We start from the raw sequence: 18,663 nt of genomic DNA on the forward strand, positions 1-18,663 counted from the left end.
TCGCGCTGGGCGGTCGGTTCCGCGGGCTCGGTGGCCTCCGGGTTCGTCGGCTGATCACGCCCTCGACGAGACCTCTGTCTTCTCGTCCGAGGCCGGTCCTGTTCCCTTCGCTGCCGCGAGCGCCTTGTTGCGGCGCACGGAGGACAGGAAGGAGGCCGCGATCAGGAAGACACCGGCCAGGCCGGTGATGATCTCGCTGATCTCGTGCTCGATGGTGACCAGCAGGATCGAGGCGAGGGCACCGATCGCGTAGTGCGCGCCGTGCTCCAGGTAGACGTAGTCGTCCAGGGTGCCCTGGCGGACCAGATACACCGTGAGGGATCGGACGTACATGGCGCCGATGCCCAGGCCGAGCGCCATCCAGAAGATGTGGTTGGTGATGGCGAAGGCGCCGATCACACCGTCGAAGGAGAAGGACGCGTCCAGGACTTCGAGGTACAGGAAGAGGAAGAACGCCGCCTTGCCGGCGAGACCGACCGCCGAGACCGGCTTGCCCTCGGATCTCGCCTTCTCCTCCTCGTGTGCGTGCTCCTCCTCTTCTTCTTCGAGCCTGTCCTCGAAGTATCCGGACAGGCCGCCCACGACCAGGTAGGTGATCAGACCGGCGACGCCGGAGAGCAGTACCGTGGCCGCCTTGTCGGCATGGCCCGTGCTGACGTGCGCGTGGGTGGCGAAGGTCATCGCGGTCACCGACAGAACCATGAGCGCGATGCAGACCGACAGCATGTCGATCTTGCCGAGTTTGGCCAGCGGGCGCTCCAGCCACGCCAGCCACTTGATGTCACGGTCCTCGAAGATGAAGTCGAGGAAGATCATCAACAGGAACATGCCACCGAACGCGGCGATCGCCGGGTGGGCGTCGGTGACCAGGTCCTCGTACCGGTCGGGGTTGTCGAGGGCGAGCTGTACCGCCTCGACGGGACCGACCTTCGCGCTGATGGCGACGATCACGACCGGGAAGACCAGCCGCATACCGAACACCGCGATCAGGATGCCGAGGGTGAGGAAGATCCGCTGCCAGAAGGCGTTCATCTTCTTCAGGATCCCGGCGTTGACGACCGCGTTGTCGAAGGACAGCGAGATCTCCAGGATCGACAGGATCAGTACGATCCCGAACGCCTCCCAGCCCCACTGCCACGCGGCGAAGGCGAGGCCGGCCGCGGTGACGGCGAACGACCAGCCGAATGTCCTCAAGATCATCTCTTTCCCATGCAGTCGGAGTGAATTTCGCGGAGGCCGGCAGCCTCCGGCGCCGCTCGTGTCACGACGCCAGCCGGTCGAGGGCGCATGTGGACACGTGGGGTGGGTGGTGCCACCTCGAACCAGACGGTCTTTCCCGTGGCGGTGGGCGCACTGCCCCAGTCGGCGGCCAGGGCCGCGACCAGCAGCAGACCGCGACCGCTCTCGGCATACAGCGCGTCGCCATGTGGGGTCGGGAGAACGCGAGCCGTGTCGGCCACCTCCACGCGCAGCCGGGTCCTCGTCCAGCGCACGACGACGGTGTACGGGCCGGTGGCGTGCCGCAGCGCGTTGGCGATCACCTCGCCGGAGAGCAGCGCGATGTCGTCCAGCGTCTCGTCCGGCAGCGGAAGACCCCAGTCACGGACCGTCGACAGGACCAGCCGACGCGCCGTGGGAACGGTCTGTTCCCCCGCACTGAGGGTGAAGCCGCGGCACAACGGTTCTCTGTGGGTGTGCACCATGATCATCCCTTGACGGGTGTGCCCCGGTGCGGACAGGAGGCGACACCGGACACGGTCGGCGGGGCGTGCAGGCTACGGAGGAGAGGCTGACAGCGGTCCCTGGGATCGGCCGGCCCGCTTGTCGTTCGTGCGAGGTGGTGCGCCCGTGCCGGGGCGAGGCCGATCCTGCCCACGACGTGTGGCGTGGCCGGTCCTGCCCGGAGGCACCGGACCGGCCACCTTCTGCTGCGCCAGGCTCAGGACTTCTGGGCCAGGGCCTTCAGCGCCTTCTCCGCGCCCGGGTTCAGCGGGACGGGGGTGACGCCCTCGGCGAGGCCGAGTTCGATCTCGGCCGCGGCCGCGTTCACCTTCTCCAGGTCGCTCTTCTTCTCGTAGACGAGGTTGACGATCCCGGCGGCGAGATCCGGGTCGAAGCCCTTCTTCACCAGCAGCACGTTGGGTACCACGATCGTGGGCACGTCCTTGGACTGGTTGTATACGGACTTGGGGATGGAGCCCGACTGGTAGACGTCGCCGTACTCCTCGTTGAGAGCGGGCAGCTGCGGTGTCACGTCCAGGAAGCGGACCTCTTTCTTGAGGCTGGTGGTGAGGTCCGTGATGCCGCCGCTGGGCAGTCCGCCGGACCAGAACAGCGCGTCGATCGTGCCGTCCTTCATGGCGTCCACGGTCTCCGGGAGACCGAGACGGTCGGCGGAGATGTCCTTGGCGGGGTCCAGCCCCGCGGCCTTCAGCAGCCGGTTGGCGATCACTTCCGTGCCGGAACCGGGGGCACCGGTGGAGACCCGCTTGCCCTTCATGTCCTCCAGGGAGTCGATGCCCGCGTCGGACCGGACCAGCACCTGGGTGTAGTTCGGGTACAGCCGGGTCAGCGCCTCGATGTCCTGGGGGGAGGAGAACGACTCCTTGCCCTCGACTGCGTCGCCGGCGGTGTCCAGCAGGGAGAAGGCGAGGTCGTAGGTGCCGGCCCCGAGGCCCTGGATGTTCTGCACGGATGCGCCGGTGGTGGTGGCGGTGGCCCGGTAGCCGGCGAGGTTGTCGGAGATCAGCTCCGCGAGTCCGCCGCCGATCTGGTAGTAGACGCCGGTGGTGGCCCCGGTCGCGATGGTGAGCCGGCCTCCCTTCCCACCGCTGTCGGCGGCCGTGTTCTCCGTCTGCTTCCCGCCACCGCAGGCGGTGGCGAGGAGCCCTATGGCGAGAGCGGCGGTGGCGAGGCGCAGGGTGCGCATCTGGTGCTTCATCAAAACTCCTTGCATGGAAACCCCGGTCTTCAAGCCGGGAGGAACCGGATCCGAACATCGCCGGACACGGAGCGTCCGGGGGTGCACTACGCTGTGTCGCGCCTGGCGGTGACAACCAAGTCGCCGGGTTACCGCCGGGCTGGCGGGAAGTCAGGTCTGTGGAGCTTGTGCAAGACCGTGGGCGGTACACCGTCCCTTCGCTGGTAACCCCAGGCGGCAGCGGGCTGCGAACCAGAAAGCCCGACCCGTGAGGGAAGGAATCTCCGTCGTTCACGGCGGGGAGGAGGTCAAGAGGGGAGCTGCCCTTCTGCTGTCCCGTCCGTGATGGTTTGCGCCTCTCGGTTCCCACCGGCGGCGGGAACCGAGAAGGTGGGCTGCCTGCGGCGCACGAGGTGCACGCCGAGGGCGAGTGCGAGAGCCGCGAGACCGGCGGTGATCGCTACGGGTTCGAGGTACAGGAGGCACAGGGCGGCGGCCGCGCACAGGGCCCGCTCCACCGGGCCTGCCGGGCCGAGGAGCCGGCCTCCGGTGGCGGCGGCCAGCGCGGCCACGGCGAGAGCGGAGACCGCGGTGGTCCACAGGACGCCCCACAGGCCGCCCGTGCCGAGCAGATGAGCGCCGTTGTCGGTGAGCACGAAGGCGAACGGCACCAGGAACGCGGGCAGCGAGTACTTCCAGGTCGCCACCATCGTGCGCATCGGGTTGCCCCCGGTGATGGCGGCGGAGGCGGCCGCCGCCATGGCCGTCGGCGGGCTCACCTCGGAGAGCACGGCGTAGTAGAAGATGAACATGTACGCCTCATGGGTGGCGACCCCCAGCGAGAGCAGGGCGGGCGCGATGATCACCGCGGCGATGATGAACGAGGCGGTGACCGGGACCGCGAGCCCGAGGATCGACACCGCCACCGCGGCGAAGAGCACGGTCAGGACCAGCGTCACGGTCGGGTGGTCACCGAAGACCCCGGCCGCGTCGACGATGACCGAGGCCAGGTTCAGGCCGAGGCCGGTCTGGGTGACGACGGCGACGATCATGCCCGCGGCGGCACACGTGGCGACGACCGGGAGGACCGACTTGCTGCCCTCGGCGAGGGCTTGGTACAGCCGTCGCGGCGTCATCCGGTGCTTCGGGTCGAGGAACGACAGCAGGAACTGCAGGGCCGTCGCGTAGACCACCGCCCGGAACGGGGGCAGTCCCATCGCCATGAAGCCGACGATCATGAAGAGGGAGAGGAAGTGGTAGCCGAACCGGCCGAGCAGCCGCAGTGCCGAGGTGGGCTCGTCGTCCACCACGGGCTGCGTGTGGTGTTTGCGGGCGTCGATCTCCACCGCGAGGAGGATGCCCAGGTAGTACAGGAGGGTGGGCACCAGCGCGTACAGCAGGACGGTGAGGTAACTCTCCCTCAGGTACTCGGCGATGATGAACGCGGCGGCGCCCAGCGTCGGCGGGGAGAGGATCGCGCCGATCCCGGCGGCGGCGAGCACTCCGCCACCCTGTTCCTTGCCGTAGCCGGCCCGGCGCAGGACGGGCCAGGCGACCGAGCCCAGGCTGACCGCGGTCGCGGTGCCGGAACCGGAGACCGTGCCGAGCAGGAAGCCGGCGGCGGTCACCGTGCGTCCGGGCGCGCTGCGGGAGCCGCGGAAGGCCGCGAACGACAGGTCGATGAAGAACTTGCCCGCACCGGAGATGTCGAGGACGGCGCCGAAGATCGTGAACAGGATGATGTAGGTGCCGGCCACGTTCAGCGGCACGCCGTAGACCCCGTCGGTGCCCATGAAGTAGTGGGCCGCGATCGCGTTGATGTCGAAGCCGCCGTGCGCCAGCGACCACTCGTACGGCAGCAGCCCGCCGTAGTACGCGTACACCAGGAAGCTCGCGCAGAAGGCCGGCAGGACCCATCCGGTGGTGCGCCGGCACGCCTCCAGGACCAGCACGATCACGGCGAGGCCCGCCGCCGTGTCCAGCGAGGTGGGCAGCTGGCGCCGCTCGATGAAGGCGTCGAACTCCAGCAGCGGATACAGGCACACGGCGAGTGCCGCTGCGGCCAGCAGCCAGTCGAGCCACCCCGGGTTGTCGTGGCGGACGGTCGCCTTGTCCGGCGCCCCGCCGACGGCCGCGGTGCGGTCACCACGCCGCCAGGGCAGCAGCACCGCCGGTACCCGCACCGTCCCGCGGTGTGTCAGGAAGATCAGCGGGAGGGTCCCCGCCAGGAAGAGGGTCAGGTAGTACTGGGTGCCCTTGGCCACCGGGAAGAAGATCGCGTAGAGCACGAACACCGAGAGGGCGGCGCACACCACGGACACGGCCGCGGAGACTCGCGGGGAGAGTTTGCGGGCGGGCCGCTCCTGCTCGAACTCGGCCACGAGTTCCTCGGCTGATCGCAGCCTCGGCTCGGACGGCGCCGTTGCCATGCTCATCGCGGCATCTCCTGGGACTAGGTGGTTCGTGTTGCCCCAGACCGTGGCAGCTGTTTACAAGCGGGCAACAGGGAACGCCCACGGACTTAACGTAGGTTTAGGGTTCAGTGACGGCCGTCACTTCTACGCTCGTCGCAACGGCTGTGACCTGTGCGCTCCCTCGGCCCCCCTGCCGCCGGGCCCCAGGGTCCGCCGGATTTCACCAACCGGGAGGCCGTGTGCGGATACTTCTCGTCGAGGACGACAACCGGGTCGCCGACGCTCTCACCGGTGCCCTGCGACGCCACGGGTACGAGGTGCGGCGTGCCGCCAACGCGGCCGACGCCCTGGCCGCACCCGCGGTCGATCTCGTGCTGCTCGATCTGGGCCTGCCCGACCGGGACGGCATCGAGGTGTGCCGGGAACTGCGCGCCCGCGGTGGGGTCCCGGTGATCGCGGTGACCGCGAGGGGAGACGAGCCCGACCGGGTGCGGGGTCTGCGCAGCGGCGCCGACGACTACGTGGTGAAACCCTTCGGCACCGCGGAGCTGCTGGCCCGTATCGAGGCGGTGCTCCGGCGCAGCGTCAGCCAGCGCGGCCATGAGGACCGGCTTGTCGCCGTCGACGGCCTGCGGGTCGACCTCGGGCAGCGCACGGTCACCGTGCACGGGCGGAGCGTCTCCCTGGCCCGCAAGGAGTTCGAGATTCTCGCCCTGCTGGCCCGCGCGGGCGGTGCCGCGGTGCCCCGTGACCGGATCGTGGTGGAGGTGTGGCAGACGACGTACGACGGTATGTCACGCACCCTCGACGTCCATGTGGCCACGCTGCGCGGCAAGCTGGGGCGGGCGGGGAGCCTGGTGCAGACCGTGCGCGGCTTCGGATACCGGCTCTCCGCCGGTCCGGGGGCGGCCGGTGGCGGGGCGGAGGCCGGCGGTCCGGCGGCGGCCGGCGAGTGAGGACGCCGGATGCGCCGCCGACTCCTCGTCATCGTCTTCGTCCTGGTCGCCGGTCTGATCGTCGCACTCAGCCTGCCCCTGGTGCGGGCCACCGCGGAGCGTACGGTCCAGAGCTCGTTCATCGGCCGGGTCGAGGACGGCGCCTGGTTCGCGGACATGGCCGCCACCGCCCTGGAGTCGGGGCGGACCGGCCGGCTGGAGGCCGCCGCCGACCGCTACGCGGACCTCTACGACTCACGCGTCGCGGTGGTCGACGCCGACAGCGAGACCGTGGTCGCCTCACGTCCCGTCGACCTGGAGGAGCCGCAGGTGCGAGCGGCGCTGCTGCTCGCCCTCGCCGACCGGCCTCCCGAGCAGCCCAGCGTGTGGTGGCCGTGGGACGACCGGCCCTTCGTGCTGGCCGAGCCGGTCCGGCGCGACGGCCGTGTGCTGGGTGCCGTGCTGATCGTCTCCCCCACCGACCGGGCGCGTTCCGAGGTGGGTGACCATCTGACGCTGGTGATACTGGGCAGCCTCGCGGCACTCGTCCTGGTGGTGATCGCGGTCGCGGCGCCGGTGGTCCGCTGGGTGCTCCGTCCTGTCCACGACCTGGACCGCGCCACCCATGAGGTCGCCCTCGGGCGCCTGAAGACCCGTGTGTCGGAGCGGGCGGGCGCCCCCGAACTGCGCCGCCTCGCCAACCACTTCAACGTGATGGCGGACAGTACGCACGCCGCCCAGGAGCAGCAGCGGGCGTTCGTGGCGCAGGCGTCCCACCAACTGCGCAATCCACTGACCGCGCTCCGGCTGCGGGTGGAGAACCTCGAGGAGTTCGTGAACGACCCGCGCGGTCTGAACGAACTGCACTTCGCTGTGGAGGAGGCCGACCGGTTCGGCGAGATGCTCGACGGGCTGCTGCGACTGGCCAGGGCGGAGGCGTCCGAGGCGGAACGCGCACAGGTCGACGTCTCAGCCGTGGTGAGGCGCCGGGTCGATGCCTGGCGGGCGGCCTTCACCAGCGCGGGCGTCCCGCTCAGCACGACGATTCCCGACGGGGTGAGCGCGCTGTCCCTGCCCGACTGCCTCGACCACGCACTCGACACCCTGCTCGACAACGCGCTCAAGTTCGGCGACGAGGCACCGGTCGACGTCTCCGTGCACCGCCCCCCGGCCGGGGGAGCGCTGGAGATGGTCGAGGTGACGGTACGGGATGCCGGCCCCGGCCTGACCGAGGAGGAGCTGTCCCAGGCGGGCGGGAGGTTCTGGCGCAGCACACGTCACCAGAACGTCCGCGGCACGGGGCTCGGCCTCGCGCTCACCCGCATGGTGGTGGAGGCGGGCGGCGGCGAGCTGCTCCTGGCAGCCGCGCGGCCACACGGACTCTCCGCCACCGTACGGCTGCCCGCCGCTCCCGCACTCCCCGGCGACCCGGTGTGACGGGAGCCGGTGACGGATCCTGTTTCCGAGTCAGGGATGTGACTCGCGGTACCACCGGGCGGCGCCGGGGTGCAGCTCCAGCGGGTGGGTGGCGATCGCCGTACGCCGGTCGAGGCGACGGGCCTCCGGGTGCGCCCTGATGAGCTGTGACTGCCCCTCGAACAGCAGCCGCGTCAGCCAGTACGCCTCCGAGTCCGGCATGTTCCGCCGTACGACCAGGAAGTTCGGCACGCTCACCGTGGTCACCGCGCTCTGCGCCCCGTAGACGACGGCGGGCACGGTGGTCTCGGTGTAGAGCTCGCCGTAGGAGCGGGTGAGCTCCCCGACCACGTCACCGAGGTCGACGAGGCGGATCGTGGTGGTCCGGCGGAGTTCGGTGATCGCCCCGGTCGGCAGGCCGCCGCTCCAGAAGAAGGCGTCGATCCGCCCCTCGGCCAGGGCGGTCGCCGACTCGCGCACATCCAGCCGCAGCGAGGTCAGGTCACCGTCGGGGGAGAGCCCGGCGACCTTCAGGATGCGCTCGGCGATCAGCGCCGTGCCGGAGCCCTCGGACCCCACGGAGACCCGGAGCCCGCGCAGCGCCTTGGTACTGCGCACCGGGCTGTCCGCGCGGACCACCAGCTGCACGTAGTTGTCGTAGAGCGCGGCGAGCGCCACCACGGGCAGCTTCCGGGAGAAGGGCGCGCTCCCGGCGACGGCGTCGGCGGCGGAATCGGCGAGGGTGAAGCCGATCTGCGCCTGGCGGGCGTCCACCCGGCGCAGGTTGTCCACGCTGCCCCCCGTGTGCAGGACCCGCGCAGAGGCGTCGGGCAGTCGGCGCTCGACGACGTCGGCATAGCCGGCCCCGTAGTCCGCGTAGACACCGCCCCGGTTGCCGGTGGCCACCTTGATCTCGCCGGACGGGCGGGGCGGAGCGTCGCTTCCGCCGCATCCCGCGAGCAGCAGTGCCGTGGCGAGAGCGGTGGCGAACACGCGTGCCAGCCGCATGCGATCCTCCCTCGACCTGCCGAGCCGTGCACGGGACGTCCGGCCCCGGGCGATGTGGGACACGCACCTGCGGTCCGAACTCGATCAGCCTAACCGCCTGCGCAGACGTCGCTCGCGCACAGGCGGTCACCAGCCCGGACCGAGCGGCCTCCCGTCGTCCCGGCCGTCCGGGCGGGCGTCACCAATGCCACGATGTCCCGGCAGAGCACTCGGGAGAGGACGGCGTCGTGGAACTGGGGGGTGTGGAGGAACGTGGGGCCGTGGACCGGTGCCGCGCCGGTCGGCCCGTCTTCGCCGGGCGAGGCCGGATTTCCGTACTCGGTTGAGTACTTCCACGGATTCCTCCACGGCCGCCCCGTGCGAGGCTCCCCGCAGCCGCCGTTTCGGCAGCTGGAAGTACGGCAGCACGGTCTGCTGCGTCGCCGACGCTCCGCGGGCGACGCCACCCACGCTTCGCCAGCGCGTGCAGCCGCGCGAACATCCCGTCCGTGCCGAAGCACGCGTCCAGCTTCGCCGGAAGGGCGTCGTACGGCAGTGACTCGGCCGCCTCGATCCGGGCGAGGTGCGACTTGCTGTAGTTCAGCACGTCCGACAGCCGCCGCAGTGACATGCCGGCCTTCTCACGGTGGCGTCGGACCTCGGCGCCGAACATCGGTCCATCCCTCCTCGTCCCGCACTGGGGCCGGGACCACAGTTCTCTGTCGAGCACACACGTCACAACGCGACCATGTGTGCACCCAGAGTAATTGAAGTGAGGGAGGCCCCACTTGCCTTCGTACGACGCCCCCGAAGCGGTCCGTCCCCGGATGACGATCCGCGTCTACCGGGTGTTCGCGGGAGACAGTTCCGTCACGGAGGAGCTGGGGACCATGAGCGTGATGGCGGACGACCGGCTGCCGCCCCTGATGTCCGGTCAGTTCCCGCCCTGTCGTTGCCCGCTGCACCGCGAGGGCACGGATCAGTCCTCCCAGCGTCGCCGGTAGCGCGGAGGACGACGTGGCGGCTCGGCGAACAGCACCGGCCCGCTGAACTCCGCCACGGCCAGGACGCCGCCCGTGCCTGGCAGTACACGTGGTCCGGCTCTACCACCAGGGCAGCGTGTACGAGGCCACGCCGCACCCCCTTCCGGCCCGCATTTACGCAGGCCAAATGGGTGCGGCGGCACCCGCCCCTCAGATGTCCCGAAAGATCTCGATCTGCGCCCCCACGGAGTTCAGCCGCTCGGCGAGGTCCTCGTAACCGCGGTTGATGACATAGACGTTGCGCAGTACGGACGTCCCCTCGGCCGCCATCATCGCCAGCAGCACCACCACCGCGGGCCGCAGCGCGGGCGGGCACATCATCTCGGCGGCGCGCCAGCGGGTCGGGCCCTCGACCAGTACGCGGTGCGGGTCGAGGAGTTGGAGGCGGCCGCCGAGGCGGTTCAGGTCGGTCAGGTAGATCGCGCGGTTGTCGTAGACCCAGTCGTGGATCAGCGTCTTGCCCTGCGCGGACGCCGCGATGGCCGCGAAGAACGGGACGTTGTCGATGTTCAGGCCCGGGAACGGCATCGGGTGGATCTTGTCGATCGGCGCCTCCAGCTTGGAGGGACGGGCCGTCAGGTCGACCAGGCGGGTACGGCCGTTGTCCGCGAAGTACTCCGGCGTACGGTCGTGATCGAGGCCCATCTCCTCCAGTACCGCCAGCTCGATCTCGAGGAACTCGATCGGCACCCGGCGCACGGTGAGCTCGGACTCGGTGACCACCGCGGCGGCCAGCAGGCTCATCGCCTCGACCGGGTCCTCGGACGGGGAGTAGTCGACGTCGACGTCGATGGTGGGCACGCCGTGCACGGTGAGCGTGGTGGTGCCGATGCCCTCGACCCGGACGCCGAGCGTCTCCAGGAAGAAGCACAGGTCCTGGACCATGTAGTTGGAGGACGCGTTGCGGATGACGGTGACGCCGTCGTGCCGGGCGGCGGCCAGCAGCGCGTTCTCGGTGACCGTGTCCCCGCGCTCGGTCAGCACGATCGGGCGGCCCGGGGAGACCGCCCGGTCCACCTGGGCGTGGTACAGCCCCTCGGTCGCGGCGATGTCCAGCCCGAAGCGGCGCAGCGTGATCATGTGCGGCTCGATGGTCCGGGTACCGAGGTCGCAACCACCGGCGTACGGCAGCGTGAAGTGGTCCATACGGTGCAGCAGCGGGCCGAGGAACATGATGATGGACCGCGTACGGCGGGCGGCGTCGGCGTCGATGGCGCCCATGTCCAGCTCGGCCGGCGGCACGATCTCGAGGTCGACCCCGTCGTTGATCCACCGCGTCCGCACACCGATCGAGCCGAGCACCTCCAGCAGGCGGTACACCTCCTCGATGCGGGCGACCCGGCGCAGTACCGTGCGCCCCTGGTTGAGCAGCGAGGCGCACAGCAGGGCAACGCAGGCGTTCTTGCTGGTCTTGACGTCGATGGCGCCGGACAACCGACGTCCGCCGACGACCCGCAGATGCATCGGGCCGGCGTAACCCAGGGACACGATCTCGCTGTCCAGGGCTTCACCGATTCGGGCGATCATCTCAAGGCTGATGTTCTGGTTGCCGCGCTCGATGCGGTTGACGGCGCTCTGACTGGTGCCGAGCGCCTCGGCGAGCTGTGCCTGTGTCCAGCCGCGGTGCTGCCGGGCGTCACGGATGAGCTTGCCGATGCGTACGAGGTAGTCGTCTGCCATGGGGTTGAGGCTATCTCAGATATGAGATGGCACATCCCGGGAGGGCCGTTCGGGTGACGCAGCCCTGATGCATCGTCAACGCCGCCTGGCGGTACGGGTGCGCCGCCACCCGAAAGGTCCGGGCAAGTCAACCGATGTCGTACGACGTCCCGTGCTGCTGTGCGTGCGACGCGGGCCGTGCCGGCCGCCGGTGGTGATGGACCAGGAGCGCCGGTTGATGTTCAGCCGCACTCCCGGCAGGATCCGGAAGCTCTTACGGAATGTGAGGGGCATGTGCGTCTCCCTTCGAGGGCCGTCCAGTGCACTGGTCCGGTTACCCCGGCTTGGCGAACCGATGGCCGAACGCGACATGTTCCTCGAAGGCGACCGCGCTACTCGTCGGCGCGCGGCACGTCCCAGCGGGCGAGGTCCCTCAGCCAGGCCTCCGCCGTACTGTCGGACGGTGCGCGCCAGTCGCCGCGCGGCGAGAGCGAGCCACCGGCCAGGACCTTCGGCCCGTTCGGCATGGCCGAGCGCTTGAACTGCGCGAACCCGAAGAAGCGGCGGCAGAAGGTCTCCAGCCAGTGCCAGATCTCCGGCAGTTCGTACGCTGTCCGCTCGGCCTCGGGGAACATCGGTGGCCATGCGCCGGCGTCCCGGTCGTGCCAGGCGTGCCAGGCCAGAAAGCCGATCTTCGACGGCCTGAAGCCGTGGCGCAGGATGTGGAAGAGGGTGAAGTCGTGCAGTGCGTACGGGCCGATCCTGGACTCGGTGGACTGCAGTTCTTCGCCCGGCACCAGCTCCGGGCTGATCTCCGTGTCGAGGATCGCGGCCAGCGTCTCGTTGGCCTCCTCATCGAACTGGCCACTGCTGATGACCCATCGGATCAGGTGCTGGATGAGAGTCTTCGGCACGCCGGAGTTGACGTTGTAGTGGCTCATCTGGTCGCCGACGCCGTAGGTGCACCAGCCGAGCGCCAGTTCGGACAGGTCACCGGTGCCGAGCACGATGCCCCCGCGCTGGTTGGCCAGCCGGAACAGATAGTCGGTACGCAGCCCGGCCTGCACGTTCTCGAAGGTCACGTCGTACACCGGCTCGCCGGACGAGAAGGGGTGACCGATCTCCTGGAGCATGAGGCGGGCGGTCGGCGTGATGTCCAGTTCGGCCGCGGTGACGCCGAGCGCACGCATCAACGCGTGGGCGTTGCCCTTGGTGTGCTCGCCGGTCGCGAAACCGGGCAGCGTGAAGGCCAGGATGTCGCTGCGGGGGCGGCCCGCGCGGTCCATGGCCCGGGCGGCGACGATCAGCGCATGCGTGGAGTCGAGGCCTCCCGACACTCCGATGACGATCTTCGGGCCGCCGATCGCCGCCAGTCGCTGCTGCAGTGCCGACACCTGGATGTTGTAGGCCTCGTAACAGTCCTGGGCGAGGCGGTCGGGGTCGGCCGGCACGAACGGGAACCGCTCGATGCGGCGACGCAGTCCGAGGTCGGTCGCGGGCGGGTCGAGCCGGAACGGCACATGACGGAAGCCGCCGGTACGCGCGGCGTGGGTACGGCGGTTGTCGTCGAACGTGCCCGTCCTGTGGCGGGCCTGCCGCAGCAGGTCGAGGTCGATGTCGGCCACCGCGTACTGATCGCCCTGCGGGAACCGGTCGGTCTCGGCCAGCAGGACACCGTTCTCGTAGATCATGGTCTGGCCGTCCCAGGACAGGTCGGTGGACGACTCGCCCAGTCCGGCCGACGCGAAGACGTAGGCGGCAAGGCAGCGCGCGGACGCCGAGCGGCACAGCAGCCGCCGGTCCTCGGCTCGCCCGACCGTGATCGGGCTGCCCGAGAGATTGACGAGGACGGTTGCTCCGGCCAGCGCCGCCTCCGCGCTCGGGGGCACCGGCACCCACATGTCCTCGCAGATCTCCGCGTGCAGCACCAGGCCGGGGACGTCCTCCGCCGCGAAGAGCAGGTCCGTGCCGAACGGCACGGTCGCGCCGCCGACGCGGATCGTGCCGCCGCGCTCGTCGTCGCCTGCGGCGATCTGCCGGCGTTCGTAGAACTCGCGGTAGTTCGGCAGGTAGGACTTGGGTGCGACACCGAGGATCCGCCCGCGGTGCACGATGACCGCGCAGTTGTAGATGCGGTGGCGATGGCGCAGCGGGGCACCGATGACGAGCATGGTCAGCAGATCCGCCGACCCGGCCACCACGGCCTGGAGCGCCCCCTCGACCTCGTCGAGCAACGCGTCCTGGAGCAGCAGGTCCTCGATCGAGTAGCCGGACAGGCAGAGTTCGGGGAACACGGTGACGGCGACCCCCTCCTGCGCGCATCGGCGCCCTTGTCTCAGGACCGCCTCGGCGTTGCCGTACGGCTCGGCGATGGCGGCATGGCCGGTGCACGCGGCGACCCGCGCGAAGCCGTGCTGATAGATCGACCAGAAGTTCACGATGCGCTGACCGGCCTTTCGAAGAACGTCTCCAGCACGACCGTCGCCTGGGTCCCGCGCACGCCCTCGATCGCGTAGAGCCGCCGCAGGACGTCCTGCAACTGCTCCGTGGTGGCCGTGCGCACCTTGACGAGGACGGCGGCGGTACCCGCGATGACGTGGGCTTCCTGGATCTCGGGGAGGGCGGCGAAGGATGCGGCCGCGTCACCCATCCAGGCCGACGAGTCGACCATGACGAAGGCGAGCACGCCCCGCCCGAGGGCGGCCGGGTCGACATCCACGATCGTGCGGCGGATGACACCGCGTTCACGGAGCTTGCGCACGCGGTCATGAGCCGCGCCGGCCGACAGGCCGACCGCCTTGCCGAGCGCCGCGTAGGCCTGTGTGGCGTCGCGCTGAAGCTCCGCGATCAGTGCCCTGTCGACGGCGTCCACGATTCCGTTGACCATCCCCATACCTTCACCATATCTGGTTCGGGCATTCTAGGATCAGAGTGAATGATATTCAGCTAGGGGTTCGCGGAGAGAGGTTGGCCATGTCCGGCGAGATGCTCAAGAACCTGTACGAGGTCCTGGACGAGCGCTTCCGCAGGTGCGCGAACGGCGACGCACGGCTCGAGCGGCTGCACGCCGACTGCCGCTGGGCCGAGGGGCCGCTCTATCTGCCCGCCTGGCGGCAGCTGATCTGGAGCGACATCCCCAACGACCGCCTGCTGCGCTGGGACGAGGCGACGGGCGTGATCGGGGTCTTCCGCTCCCCGGCCGGGCACGTCAACGGCAACACGCTCGACCGCGAGGGCCGGCTGGTGAGCTGCGAGCAGGGCAACCGCCGGGTCACCCGCACGGAGCACGACGGCCGCGTCACCGTGCTCGCCGACCGCTTCGAGGGCAAGCGCCTCAACAGCCCGAACGACGCGGTCGTCCGCTCCGACGGCTCGGTCTGGTTCACGGACCCGGACTTCGGGATCATCAGCGACTACGAGGGGCACCGCGCCGAGAGCGAGATCGGCACCTGCGACGTCTATCGGATCGACCCCGTGACAGGCGGGGTCGACCGGGTCGCGGACGGTTTCGGCGGCCCGAACGGCCTGGTCTTCTCGCCGGACGAAAGGCAGCTGTACGTCGCCGACACGAGAGCCGGGCAGATCCGCGTCTTCGACGTACATGACGACCGCACCCTCTCGGAGGGCGAGGTCTTCGCCGAGCGCGCCGATGGCGGCTTCGACAACATCCGCCTCGACGACGAGGGGCGGCTGTGGGCCGCCGCGTTCGACGACGGCGTGCACTGCTACCACCCCGACGGCACACTGATCGGAAGACTGCGGGTGCCCGAGCCGGTCGCCAACATCGCCTTCGGTGGCCCGAAGAACAACCGCCTGTTCATCACGGCGACGACCTCGCTGTACTCACTCCTGATGTCCGTGACGGGCCTGCCCCGGTGACAGCGGACAGGGAGGCCGGGCATGACCATCCCGGCCCCATGTACTAGAGTTATCTCGACATCGAGATATCTGCCGAGGCGTACCGCGGTCGCACACCGTCATCAGTCTGGTGGTAAGGCATACCTAACTTAGCCTTACCTTAGCGGATCGGCCAAGACGGTGTGGCGGCAGGATGCGGTGGTAAGCGCACAAAAATGAAGGAGACTGTCGTGTCGGCGAACAGCTTCGACGCCCGCAGCACGCTGCAGGTGGGCGACGACTCGTACGAGATCTTCCGGCTGGACAAGGTGGAGGGCTCGGCCCGCCTGCCGTACAGCCTCAAGGTCCTGCTGGAGAACCTGCTCCGCACCGAGGACGGCGCGAACATCACCGCCGACCACATCCGCGCCCTCGGCGGCTGGGACTCGCAGGCCCAGCCGTCGCAGGAGATCCAGTTCACGCCGGCCCGCGTGATCATGCAGGACTTCACCGGCGTGCCCTGTGTCGTGGACCTCGCCACCATGCGTGAGGCCGTCAAGGAGCTCGGCGGCGACCCGGCGAAGATCAACCCGCTCGCTCCGGCCGAGCTGGTCATCGACCACTCCGTCATCGCCGACAAGTTCGGCACGAACGAGGCCTTCGCGCAGAACGTCGAGCTGGAGTACGGCCGCAACCGCGAGCGCTACCAGTTCCTGCGCTGGGGCCAGACCGCCTTCGACGAGTTCAAGGTCGTCCCGCCGGGCACCGGCATCGTCCACCAGGTGAACATCGAGCACCTCGCCCGGACCGTCATGGTCCGCAACGGGCAGGCGTACCCCGACACCCTCGTCGGCACCGACTCGCACACCACCATGGTCAACGGCCTCGGTGTGCTGGGCTGGGGCGTCGGCGGTATCGAGGCCGAGGCGGCCATGCTCGGTCAGCCCGTCTCGATGCTCATCCCGCGCGTCGTCGGCTTCAAGCTGACCGGCGAGCTCACCCCCGGCACCACCGCCACCGACCTGGTGCTGACCATCACCGAGATGCTCCGCAAGCACGGTGTCGTCGGCAAGTTCGTCGAGTTCTACGGCGAGGGTGTGGCGGCGACGAGCCTTGCCAACCGCGCCACCATCGGCAACATGTCGCCGGAGTTCGGCTCCACCGCCGCGATCTTCCCGATCGACGACGAGACCATCAAGTACCTGAAGCTGACCGGCCGTTCGGAGCAGCAGCTGGCGCTCGTCGAGGCGTACGCCAAGGCGCAGGGCCTCTGGCTGGACCCGAAGGCCGAGCCGGACTTCTCCGAGAAGCTCGAGCTGGACCTGTCGACCGTCGTCCCGTCGATCGCCGGCCCGAAGCGCCCGCAGGACCGCATCGTCCTTGCCAACGCCTCGCAGCAGTTCGCGCAGGACGTCCGCAACTACGTCTCCGAGGACGAGGAGGCGGGCAAGGAGTCCTTCCCGGCCTCCGACGCCCCGGCCACCTCCAACGGTGTGCCGACCCGTCCGACCACGGTCACGGCCCCCGACGGCTCGACGTACGAGATCGACCACGGCGCGGTGACCGTCGCGGCCATCACCTCCTGCACCAACACGTCCAACCCGTACGTCATGGTCGCCGCCGCGCTGGTGGCCAAGAAGGCGGTCGAGAAGGGCCTGACCCGCAAGCCGTGGGTCAAGACCACCCTCGCCCCGGGCTCCAAGGTCGTCACCGACTACTTCGACAAGGCGGGGCTCACCCCCTACCTCGACAAGGTCGGCTTCAACCTCGTCGGCTACGGCTGCACCACCTGCATCGGCAACTCCGGCCCGCTGCCGGAGGAGGTCTCCAAGGCCGTCAACGAGCACGACCTGGCCGTCACTTCGGTGCTCTCCGGCAACCGCAACTTCGAGGGCCGGATCAACCCCGACGTCAAGATGAACTACCTGGCGTCCCCGCCGCTGGTCGTCGCCTACGCCCTCGCGGGCTCCATGAAGGTGGACATCACCAAGGACGCCCTGGGCATCGACCAGGAGGGCAAGCCGGTCTACCTGTCCGACATCTGGCCCTCCGAGGCCGAGGTCAACGACGTCGTGGCGAACGCCATCGGCGAGGACATGTTCAACAAGTCCTACGCCGACGTCTTCGCGGGCGACGCCCAGTGGCAGGCGCTGCCGATCCCGACCGGCAACACCTTCGAGTGGGACCCGCAGTCCACGTACGTCCGCAAGCCTCCGTACTTCGAGGGCATGACGATGGAGACCACCCCGGTCTCCGACATCTCCGGCGCGCGTGTGCTCGCCAAGCTGGGCGACTCGGTCACCACCGACCACATCTCCCCGGCCGGTGCGATCAAGGCCGACACCCCGGCCGGCAAGTACCTGACGGAGCACGGCGTCGAGCGCCGCGACTTCAACTCGTACGGTTCCCGCCGCGGCAACCACGAGGTCATGATCCGCGGTACGTTCGCCAACATCCGCCTGCGCAACCAGATCGCGCCGGGCACGGAAGGCGGCTACACCCGCGACTTCACCGTCGACGGCGCTCCGGTCTCCTTCATCTACGACGCCTCGCGCAACTACATCGAGCAGGGCGTCCCGCTGGTCGTCCTGGCCGGCAAGGAGTACGGCTCCGGCTCGTCCCGCGACTGGGCCGCCAAGGGCACCGCGCTCCTCGGCGTCAAGGCCGTCATCGCCGAGTCGTACGAGCGCATCCACCGCTCGAACCTCATCGGCATGGGCGTCCTCCCGCTCCAGTTCCCGGAGGGTGCCTCGGCCGAGGCCCTCGGTCTGTCCGGCGAGGAGACCTTCTCCTTCACCGGCGTCGAGGAGCTGAACAACGGCACCACGCCGCGCACGGTCAAGGTCACCACCGACACGGGCGTCGAGTTCGACGCGGTCGTCCGCATCGACACCCCCGGCGAGGCCGACTACTACCGCAACGGCGGCATCATGCACTACGTGCTGCGCCAACTTGCCGGTTCTTGACCTGATGTGAACGAGCGCCCTGCCCCTGCATCTCGCGCGCGGGGGCAGGGCGCTCGCGCGCGACGGGGCGGAAGACGCTCCTGCGAGCATGATCGCACGCGACCTGTTGCCGGAGCGGAGCTGCGCATCCTACGACGACGAAGAGCCCCGCACCTGGTACCAGGACGCTGTTGGTTAATTCGGGGCCTGCCTACTTCGCCCCGTCGATCGTTTGATCGGCGGGGCGAAGTGCTGCGAAGTGGCGGGTGCGGGTGCGGGTGCGGGTGCGGGTGCGGGCTCGTGGTTGGCCGGTGATGTGGGCGTCGATGCGGGCGAGGTTGATCGCGGCGGGTCGCGGGCCTCCGGTGCGGTCGCGTACAAGCGCGGGCCCCGCGTCGTGGTGAGCGACTCTCGCACGAGAGTAACGGGGGCTGACTACTGACTACTCTGTCACGTAAGTCACATGAGAGGAGGCGGACAGTGAGCACCGAGACGCCCCTGTACCTG

At 69.5% G+C, this 18,663-nt stretch carries 15 protein-coding genes and 1 pseudogene; 6 read left to right on the forward strand and 10 right to left on the reverse strand.

Translation table 11 applies throughout. The features are described from left to right. Nucleotides 1-54: 54 nt before the first annotated feature. The 4 genes from AQJ91_RS12130 to AQJ91_RS12145 all read right to left on the reverse strand — a co-directional run bounded on the left by AQJ91_RS12130 (nucleotide 55) and on the right by AQJ91_RS12145 (nucleotide 5,355). On the reverse strand, nucleotides 55-1,200 hold the full coding sequence (locus AQJ91_RS12130) for a DUF475 domain-containing protein (protein WP_067019590.1): 1,146 nt from the start codon (nucleotides 1,198-1,200) through the stop codon (nucleotides 55-57). Continuing rightward, the gene (locus AQJ91_RS12135) at nucleotides 1,197-1,703 is read right to left on the reverse strand and encodes an ATP-binding protein (RefSeq protein ID WP_067019593.1); all 507 of its coding nucleotides are present in this window, start codon (nucleotides 1,701-1,703) and stop codon (nucleotides 1,197-1,199) included. The genes AQJ91_RS12130 and AQJ91_RS12135 overlap by 4 nt, the downstream gene beginning before the upstream one ends. Before the next feature lie 236 nt (nucleotides 1,704-1,939). Next, nucleotides 1,940-2,941 (reverse strand): TAXI family TRAP transporter solute-binding subunit, encoded by a 1,002-nt coding sequence (locus tag AQJ91_RS12140; RefSeq protein ID WP_079084844.1) that lies wholly within the window; start codon nucleotides 2,939-2,941, stop codon nucleotides 1,940-1,942. Between the two features lie 287 nt (nucleotides 2,942-3,228). Next, on the reverse strand, nucleotides 3,229-5,355 hold the full coding sequence (locus tag AQJ91_RS12145; protein ID WP_234382093.1) for a TRAP transporter permease: 2,127 nt from the start codon (nucleotides 5,353-5,355) through the stop codon (nucleotides 3,229-3,231). 218 nt (nucleotides 5,356-5,573) lie between these two features. On the opposite strand from AQJ91_RS12145, the gene AQJ91_RS12150 reads away from it, so the two are divergent. Together AQJ91_RS12150 and AQJ91_RS12155 are read left to right on the forward strand one after the other, a co-directional pair. After that, complete coding sequence (locus tag AQJ91_RS12150; protein ID WP_067019595.1) at nucleotides 5,574-6,290, forward strand: response regulator transcription factor; 717 nt, start codon at nucleotides 5,574-5,576, stop codon at nucleotides 6,288-6,290. Nucleotides 6,291-6,299: 9 nt separating this feature from the next. Beyond that, complete coding sequence (locus tag AQJ91_RS12155) at nucleotides 6,300-7,706, forward strand: sensor histidine kinase (protein ID WP_067019598.1); 1,407 nt, start codon at nucleotides 6,300-6,302, stop codon at nucleotides 7,704-7,706. 30 nt (nucleotides 7,707-7,736) lie between these two features. Here the strand turns inward: AQJ91_RS12155 and AQJ91_RS12160 are convergent, their stop codons facing one another. Next, entirely contained in the window at nucleotides 7,737-8,693 is a 957-nt protein-coding gene (locus AQJ91_RS12160) for a TAXI family TRAP transporter solute-binding subunit (RefSeq protein ID WP_067019601.1), read from the reverse strand. 322 nt (nucleotides 8,694-9,015) lie between these two features. Between AQJ91_RS12160 and AQJ91_RS54390 the strand changes: the two genes are divergently transcribed. Next, the gene (locus tag AQJ91_RS54390; protein WP_199847920.1) at nucleotides 9,016-9,231 is read left to right on the forward strand and encodes a hypothetical protein; all 216 of its coding nucleotides are present in this window, start codon (nucleotides 9,016-9,018) and stop codon (nucleotides 9,229-9,231) included. On the opposite strand, the pseudogene AQJ91_RS49180 reads toward AQJ91_RS54390, so the two are convergent. Next, nucleotides 9,145-9,345, reverse strand: a pseudogene (locus AQJ91_RS49180) (helix-turn-helix domain-containing protein); the annotation flags it as partial. The gene AQJ91_RS54390 and the pseudogene AQJ91_RS49180 sit on opposite strands and share 87 nt — an antisense overlap. Before the next feature lie 115 nt (nucleotides 9,346-9,460). On the opposite strand from AQJ91_RS49180, the gene AQJ91_RS12165 reads away from it, so the two are divergent. After that, the gene (locus tag AQJ91_RS12165) at nucleotides 9,461-9,676 is read left to right on the forward strand and encodes a hypothetical protein (RefSeq protein ID WP_067019604.1); all 216 of its coding nucleotides are present in this window, start codon (nucleotides 9,461-9,463) and stop codon (nucleotides 9,674-9,676) included. A gap of 189 nt (nucleotides 9,677-9,865) precedes the next feature. On the opposite strand, the gene AQJ91_RS12170 is transcribed toward AQJ91_RS12165, so the two are convergent. The 4 genes from AQJ91_RS12170 to AQJ91_RS12180 form a co-directional block, all read right to left on the reverse strand. Continuing rightward, nucleotides 9,866-11,395, reverse strand: a complete 1,530-nt coding sequence (locus AQJ91_RS12170; protein ID WP_067019607.1) for a helix-turn-helix domain-containing protein — start codon at nucleotides 11,393-11,395, stop codon at nucleotides 9,866-9,868. 75 nt (nucleotides 11,396-11,470) lie between these two features. Then, nucleotides 11,471-11,668, reverse strand: a complete 198-nt coding sequence (locus tag AQJ91_RS49185) for a DUF4236 domain-containing protein (RefSeq protein WP_079084845.1) — start codon at nucleotides 11,666-11,668, stop codon at nucleotides 11,471-11,473. Between the two features lie 98 nt (nucleotides 11,669-11,766). Continuing rightward, nucleotides 11,767-13,812 (reverse strand): NAD(+) synthase, encoded by a 2,046-nt coding sequence (locus tag AQJ91_RS12175; RefSeq protein ID WP_067019610.1) that lies wholly within the window; start codon nucleotides 13,810-13,812, stop codon nucleotides 11,767-11,769. Further along, nucleotides 13,809-14,246 (reverse strand): Lrp/AsnC family transcriptional regulator, encoded by a 438-nt coding sequence (locus AQJ91_RS12180; RefSeq protein WP_067020147.1) that lies wholly within the window; start codon nucleotides 14,244-14,246, stop codon nucleotides 13,809-13,811. Before AQJ91_RS12180 ends, AQJ91_RS12175 begins: the two co-directional genes overlap by 4 nt. Before the next feature lie 101 nt (nucleotides 14,247-14,347). Between AQJ91_RS12180 and AQJ91_RS12185 the strand changes: the two genes are divergently transcribed. Together AQJ91_RS12185 and acnA are read left to right on the forward strand one after the other, a co-directional pair. Continuing rightward, nucleotides 14,348-15,253 (forward strand): SMP-30/gluconolactonase/LRE family protein, encoded by a 906-nt coding sequence (locus AQJ91_RS12185; RefSeq protein ID WP_067019614.1) that lies wholly within the window; start codon nucleotides 14,348-14,350, stop codon nucleotides 15,251-15,253. Nucleotides 15,254-15,462: 209 nt separating this feature from the next. Beyond that, nucleotides 15,463-18,177, forward strand: coding sequence for an aconitate hydratase AcnA (acnA, locus tag AQJ91_RS12190; RefSeq protein WP_067019617.1), 2,715 nt, complete (start codon nucleotides 15,463-15,465; stop codon nucleotides 18,175-18,177). Nucleotides 18,178-18,663 lie beyond the last annotated feature (486 nt).

This window comes from Streptomyces dysideae, assembly GCF_001514305.1.
Lineage (GTDB): Bacteria > Actinomycetota > Actinomycetes > Streptomycetales > Streptomycetaceae > Streptomyces > Streptomyces dysideae.